Here is a 6,110-nt window from a genome sequence, read left to right on the forward strand (position 1 = left end):
CGCGGCGCTGCGCCAGCCGCGGGCGCAATCGACATAGGGCAGGATCTGGCCGAGCTGCACGGCGACGGCCCAGGCCGCCGGGGCGGCGGCGAGCGCGATCCAGGCCGGCCAGGTGGTGCGGACGGAGCGGGTCATAGGCGCGGCACCCCATAGAGGCACACATAGACGGGAAGCCAGGTGACGACCACGAAGTTCCAGTACAGGGCGTTGTCCTGCACGTCGCCATAGCGGCGCAGATCGTCGCCGTGGCGGGTGAACATCAGCGCGGCGAGCACGACGGTGTCGGCGAGATCGGTGAGGACATGGGTGGTGTGGAGGCCGAGCAGCATCCAGACGATCGAGCCGTAGGCGTTGGTGTCCCACCACACGTTCATTGCGCGGAACTCGAACACGCGGGCGACCAGGGGCGCGATCCCGAGCAGGGTCATCACCACCATGCCGGCCCGCACCTTGCGCAGGTCGCGCGCCTCCGCCCAGCGGGCGACCATCATGTTCGGAACGACGCTGACGAGGAGAAGGCCGGTGAAGATCAGCCCGGGCAGCAGATCGGGCGGCGGCGCCGCCATCGGCCACGCCGGCGCGACGGTAGCGAGATAGAAATACGCCCCGATGCCGACCGCGAAGCCGGTGCCCTCGATCAGGATGAAGGCGAGCGTGCCCCACCAGGTGACGCTGGCGGTGCCGCTCCCGTGCAGCGGCAGCGTCGACAGATCGGCCGCGATCTCGTCCCTCATGCGGCGTCCTCCGGCGTTCCCTTCGGCCAGAACCAGCCGACCAGGGTGACGAACACGGGCACGGCGCCCCAGACGACCGCCCAGGGCGTGAAGATCGAGCCGATCAGCATGACGCTGGTGGCGATCGCGGCGAAGAACGGCCACACCGAGTTCTGCGGCGACGACTCCCGCGCCTCCGGCTGCGCCTCGACGACGCTCGAGACGATCAGCTCGCGGCGGTCCAGGCAGAGGCCGGAGGCGACCGGCAGTTTCTCCGGGCTCTCCCACAACGGGTTCGAGCCGCCGACCACCGGGATGTGGGCGAAGTTGTACGGCGGCGGCGGAGAGCTGGTCGCCCATTCGAGCGTCGGCGCGTCCCACGGATTGTCGCCGGCCGGCACGCCGCAGCGGAGGCTGCGCACCACATTGACGGCGAACAGCACGAAGCCGGCGACCAGCATCACGGCGCACAGGCTGACGAACAGGTTCAAGCCATGCCAGGGCAGATCGGGCTGATAGGTGTAGATGCGGCGCGGCATGCCCTGGAAGCCGAGGATGTGCATCGGGAAGAAGGTCAGGTTGAAGCCGACGACGATCAGCCAGAACGACCAGGTGCCGAGCCGCTCGCTCATCATTCGGCCGGTGAACTTCGGGAACCAGTACGTGACGGCGCCGAGCAGCGGGAACACGGCGCCGCCGATCAGCACGTAGTGGAAGTGAGCGACGACGAAATAGGTGTCGTGCACCTGGGTGTCGAACGGCACCGAGGCGACCATGACGCCGGTCAGGCCGCCGATCACGAAGGTGACGATGAAGGCCACGACCCACAGGAGCGGCGTGGCGAAGCGCGGCGTGCCGCTCCACAGGGTGGCGATCCAGCAGAAGATCTGGATGCCGGCCGGCACCGCGATCGCCATGCTGGAGGCGGTGAAGAAGCTCTCCCCCAGGCGCGGCAGGCCGGTGACGAACATGTGGTGCACCCACAGGCCGAAGGCCAGGATTCCAGTCGCCACCATCGCCATCACCAGCGCCAGATAGCCGAACACCGGCCGCCGCGCGAAGGTCGCCACCATGGTCGAAACCATGCCGACTGCCGGCAGGAAGATGATGTAGACCTCCGGGTGGCCGAAGAACCAGAACAGGTGCTGCCACAGCAGCACGTCGCCACCCTCGGCCGGGTTGAAGAAGTGAGTGCCGACCAGGCGGTCGAGGATCAGCATGGTCGACGCCACCATCACGGCCGGCATCGCGATGATGACCAGGAACGAGGTGACCAGCATGGCCCAGACGAACAGCGGAACACGGTCGAGCGACATCCCGGGCGCCCGCTGCTTGAACACCGTGACGACGATCTCGACCGCCACGGCGAGCGCCGCCACCTCGGTGAAGGTGATCATCTGGGCCCAGATGTCGGCCCGCTTGCCGGCGCTGAACTGCGGACCGGACAGCGGCACATAGGCGAACCAGCCGACGTCCGGTCCCATGTCGAGCGCGAAGGCGACCCACAGCAGCAGGCCGCCGAACAGGAACATCCAGTACGAGAAGGCATTCAGCCGCGGAAAGGCGATGTTGCGGGTGCCGATCATCAGCGGCACCAGATAGACGGCCACCGCCTCCATCACGGGCACGGCGAACAGGAACATCATCGTGGTGCCGTGCATCGTGAAGATCTGATTGTAGCGGTCGGGGCCGATGATCCGGGCCTCCGGCCCGGCGAGCTGAAGCCGCATCAGCATCGCCAGCACGCCGCCGAGCGCCAGGAACACGAAGGCCGTGACGATGTAGCGGCGGCCGATGATCTTGTGATCGACGGTCGCGAGGGCGCCCCACAGGCCCGGATCGGTCCGCCACGTCTTGGCGAGCCGCGCCTCGAGCATGGTGCGGTCGACCTGATGGTCGCGGGTTCCGGCATCGTGATCCTGCGTCATTCGAGGCCGACCAGGTAGGCCGAGATGTCGCGCAACGCGTCGGCGTCGAGCGGCACCAGCGGCATGTTGTTGCCGGGTTTCAGGGTCTGCGGGTCGGCGATCCAGGCCGCCATCGCGCCGCGCGTGGTGTCGAGGAGCCCGGCGCCGATCGTGCGGCGGCTGCCGACATGGGTGAGGTCAGGTCCGGTGGTCCCGGCCGCCGGCGTGCCGCGCACCGTGTGGCAGGCGGCACATTGGCGCGACAGGAACGCCGCACGGCCGGCCTCCTGCTCCGGGCCGGAGGGCGGAGCGGCGTCGCTGCGCTGAATCTCGAGCCAGCGCGCATACGCGACCTCGTCCTCGGCGACCACGAGAAACGCCATATGGGCGTGCTGGATGCCGCAGAACTCGGCGCACTGGCCGCGGTAGAGGCCCGGCCGCTCGGCCCGGATGACCAGCTCGTTGGTGCGGCCCGGGATCATGTCCTGCTTGCCGGCGAGGCTCGGCACCCAGAACGAGTGAATGACGTCGTCGCCCTCCAGCCGCAGCCGCACGGGGCGTCCGACCGGGACGTGGATCTCGTTGGCGGTCTTGAAGGCGCGCGCCGGGTCGCGGTCCAGATACTCGACCTCCCACCACCATTGTCGGCCGCGGACCCGGATGGTCGGCTCGTCCGAGCCGGTGACGCCGAGGCCTCGCGTGGTGACGAAGCTGGTCAGCGTGAACACCGAGATCACCACCACGGTGGCGCCGACCGCGCCGGCGATCACGGCGCGCATGCGCCGCTCCCGGGGCGCGTCGAGGGCGAGCGGATCCGGGCGCGGCGCGCGGCGCCGCCACAACGCCGGCGCCAGCGTCAGCACGACCAGCACCCAGACCGCCGCGCATGTGGCCATGACGAACCACATCAGCCCGGCGAGCCGGGCCGCATCGGTGCCGTGCGGATCGAGGGCCGACTGCCAGCCGCTGCATCCGGCCAGACCGACCGCCAGGGCGAGCGCGACGGCACGCTGGACCCGCCTCATGGCTCCGGCCCCTGGTCGGGGTGGAGCGGGGTCGGTCCGGGATCGAACAGGAGCGCGGCGGGCGCGCGGTTCTCGGCCGGCCGCCTCTGCTTGGCGTCGCTGCGGCCCGGCGCCGCCGTCTTGGCCGAATAGGCGCCGATCGTCTGGACGTAGCCGGCGAGCTGCCAGATCTGCTCGGTCGTCATCTTGTCCCGGAAGGGCGGCATTCCGTGCGGACGGCCGTCGCGGATCGACGAGACGATGGAGACCATGGAGGGGCCGTAGGCCCACCAGCCGTCGAGAAAGGCCGGCCCCTTGCCGCCCTCGCCCTCGCCGTGGCAGGCGGCGCAACCGAACCAGCCGTAGAGACGCTTGCCCTCCGCGAGATTGAAGGCGTTGCGCTCGTAAGGCTTGCCGAGGGCGACATAGACGGCGGGCGGCGCACCGCTGATCCGATCGGGCATCAGGGCGACGCCGTCGAGCGCGGCGGCGATCGGCGGGTCGAGCCGCGTCTGCCGCTCTTCACGCTGGCATCCACCGGCCGCGAGCACGAGCACAAGCGCTGCGAAGCCGGTCGATACGGCCCTTCGCCTCATGGTCCTCTGCCGTCCCGTTGGGAGCGCCGTCTCGGCGCGCATGACGCTACTGACATCGCCTGAAATCGGACGCTGTTCCCGAATCCATGGAGGCGATTTGAGCGCGATTGTTTCGCCTCGAGGTTTGCGAGCTTTTCTCGCGCCCCCGCCGCCATCCGCCGGTCTGCCGCACGGGTGTGGCGGGCCGCCTCGGCAAGCATGGTGGCCCAGGGGCGACGATCTGGCGCGTGGCGCATGCCGCATCGTCATCCGCCGCCGACGGCTTCGAGAGTCGGAGCGAAGAAGCCCACCCGAGTGGGTGGGCTTCTCACCAGGTCCTGGGACCGTCGGCTGGGCGTCGGTCTCGGCCGCGTCCCGCCCTACTTCTTGTCGGAGGATTCCGACGAACGCGAGTCCCGCGCCTTCGCTCCGCCCGACGCCGACGTCGCCTTGTCGTCGCTTTCGCGGGCCGAAGTGCCTGACCGGCTGCCGCTGCCCGTCGTTTCGGAGGCGCCGCTCCTGCCCGCCGCCCCGCTCCGGTCTGCCGCGCTCTTGTCGGAGGCGGAGTCCGCATTGGGCTTGCCGCCAGAGCGGTCGGCCGAGCCCTGGCCGCCGGGCGCCCGGTCGGCCGCGCTCGACGGGTTCGGCGCCGACCGGTCGTTCGGTCCGGTCGCGCGGTTGTCCGTGCTGGACGACCCGCTGGTCTGCGACTGCCCGCTCGTGGTGCTGCTGAATCGGCTCTCCAGTTGCATCGACTGCACGGTGCGCATGTCGATGCGGCCGCTCGCCTCCAGCCCCTCGCGACGCTGGAACGTGATGAGCGCTTGGCGGGTGCGATCCCCCATGATGCCGTCCGCCTCGCCGTCCAGCATGCCGCGCTTGATCAGGACCATCTGGATCTCGCGGATCTGCTCGGAGCTGAGATCGCTGAACTCGGCCGAGCCGGAGCCGCCGCTCGTGCTGGTCCGCGACGACGACCCGGCCGACCCGCCGGACGCATGCTGGCCGGAACCGACCGGCACCGTCGCGACGATCTTCCGGCTGCGATCGACGATCACCACCTCGTCACGGACGAGCACATAGGACGCGCCGCGCCACTCCGGGTGAATCTCGACCAGGGTGGACGGCACCGTGGCGACATGAACGTGCGAGGGAACGGCGGTGCCGATGCTCACCGAGAAGTCGACGCGGTCGAGCCGGGGCGCGTCGCGCTCCGACACCACCGTCTCCTGGACCCGCCGCTGCTGGTCCGCGGACAGGGAGACGCCCTGCGCCTGCCCACTGGTGGAGGCCTGCCCCTGTGTCGTCGAGGTGCCGGCTCCGCTCTGGGCGTTGCGATTGTCGGGCTGCGACGGCGCGTCGTTGCGCTGGGCCGTGCCGGACGACTTGTCGCCGGCCGCGTCGCGGCCTTGCTGGCCCGCCTGATCGGTGCGCTGCCGGTCGGAGCCCGACCGTTGCCGATCATCGGCGCGCGCCCGGTCCTCGCCGGATTTCTCGGCGGCCTTGTCGCCGGACTTCGACGGCTGCGACGACGCCGAGGACCGACCAGACGAGCCCTGCTGCTTGGAGTCCTGGGCGCTCTTGCGATCCTGCCCGTGCTCGCCCGACTCGGCGCGGCCGGACTGGCCCTCCTTGCCCTTCTCCGACTTGTCCGAGTCGGCCGCCTTCGCATCGCTGCGGCCCGCCGACGATCCGCCCTTGTCTGCGTCCTTGCGGGCCGACTCCTTGCCGGAGCCGGCCCGCGTCGAGCCCTGCCCGGCGGACTCGCGGCCGGACGCGCCGTGCTGGGCCGAGGAGCCGTGCTCGGACCCACCGCTGGAGCTCGCACCCGCGCCGGAACCGGACGCACCAGCGCCGCTGCTCTGGGCCTGGACGAAACTCGATCCCGCAAGGATTGCGGCGACCGCGGTC

The 6,110-nt window shown here is 70.4% G+C and carries 5 protein-coding genes; all 5 read right to left on the reverse strand.

The window, feature by feature from the left end; all coding sequences use genetic code 11:
- Positions 1–131: 131 nt before the first annotated feature.
- A complete protein-coding gene (locus CH341_RS27020; RefSeq protein WP_111422057.1) occupies positions 132–734 on the reverse strand; it encodes a cytochrome c oxidase subunit 3 in 603 nt (200 codons plus the stop codon).
- Positions 731–2,641: a cytochrome c oxidase subunit I gene (gene ctaD, locus CH341_RS27025; RefSeq protein WP_111422058.1), complete on the reverse strand. Its 1,911-nt coding sequence runs from the start codon at positions 2,639–2,641 to the stop codon at positions 731–733. The genes CH341_RS27020 and ctaD overlap by 4 nt, the downstream gene beginning before the upstream one ends.
- A complete protein-coding gene (gene coxB / locus CH341_RS27030) occupies positions 2,638–3,645 on the reverse strand; it encodes a cytochrome c oxidase subunit II (RefSeq protein WP_111422059.1) in 1,008 nt (335 codons plus the stop codon). The genes ctaD and coxB overlap by 4 nt, the downstream gene beginning before the upstream one ends.
- Entirely contained in the window at positions 3,642–4,220 is a 579-nt protein-coding gene (locus tag CH341_RS27035) for a c-type cytochrome (protein WP_111422060.1), read from the reverse strand. Before CH341_RS27035 ends, coxB begins: the two co-directional genes overlap by 4 nt.
- A 359-nt stretch (positions 4,221–4,579) precedes the next feature.
- Positions 4,580–6,110 (reverse strand): peptidoglycan-binding protein (locus tag CH341_RS27040; RefSeq protein WP_111422061.1); only part of this gene is annotated, 1,531 nt, incomplete at its 5' end.

The organism is Rhodoplanes roseus, from assembly GCF_003258865.1.
GTDB lineage: Bacteria > Pseudomonadota > Alphaproteobacteria > Rhizobiales > Xanthobacteraceae > Rhodoplanes > Rhodoplanes roseus.